The organism is Microbispora sitophila, assembly GCF_014892245.1.
In the GTDB taxonomy this organism is placed as follows: Bacteria; Actinomycetota; Actinomycetes; order Streptosporangiales; family Streptosporangiaceae; genus Microbispora; species Microbispora siamensis.
Genome location: NZ_JADBGC010000100.1, coordinates 1 through 548, shown reverse-complemented (window position 1 = coordinate 548; position 548 = coordinate 1). Strand labels below are relative to the sequence as shown.

Sequence of the window (548 nt, the reverse complement as noted above, 5' to 3'; positions counted from 1 at the left end):
GCGGTCTCATGGGGTGCGCGTGGAAGGCTCGGTGTGGAGCCGTCCCCGGGACTTCCTGTGGATGCACTGCCTGCTCCTGGGAGGAGGGGGGTCGTGGCGGGGATGACGCCCACCGGATGAGTGGGCGTCATGTGCGGCCTTCGCCGGGGCGATCAATCACCCCGGCGAAGGCGGGTGCCCGGGTGGTGTCAGGCTCGGGTCCACTTCTGGTTGTTCTGGCCGTTGCAGGACCAGATGATGACCTTGCTGCCGTTGGCGGTGCCGTTGTTGTACACATCCAGGCACTTGTTCGCCCCGACGGCGGTGATGCTCCCGTCGGAGTTGAGGCGCCACTTCTGGTTGTTCTGCCCGTTGCAGTCCCAGATGATCACGCTGGTGCCGTCGGCCGTGCCGCCGCCGTTCACGTCCAGGCACTTGTTGCCGTAGACGCGCAGCTCACCGGCGCTGGTCGAGGTCCACTGCTGGTTGTTCTGGCCGTTGCAGTCCCAGATCTGCACCTGAGCGCCGTTGGCCTGCGACACCCCGCTGACGTCCAGGCACCGCCCGGA

At 67.0% G+C, this 548-nt stretch carries 1 protein-coding gene; it reads right to left on the bottom strand.

Annotated elements, in window-relative coordinates; translation table 11 throughout:
* Nucleotides 1-188 precede the first annotated feature (188 nt).
* A partial coding sequence (locus IL992_RS45605; protein WP_193209511.1) for an RICIN domain-containing protein occupies nt 189-548 on the bottom strand: 360 nt, incomplete at its 5' end.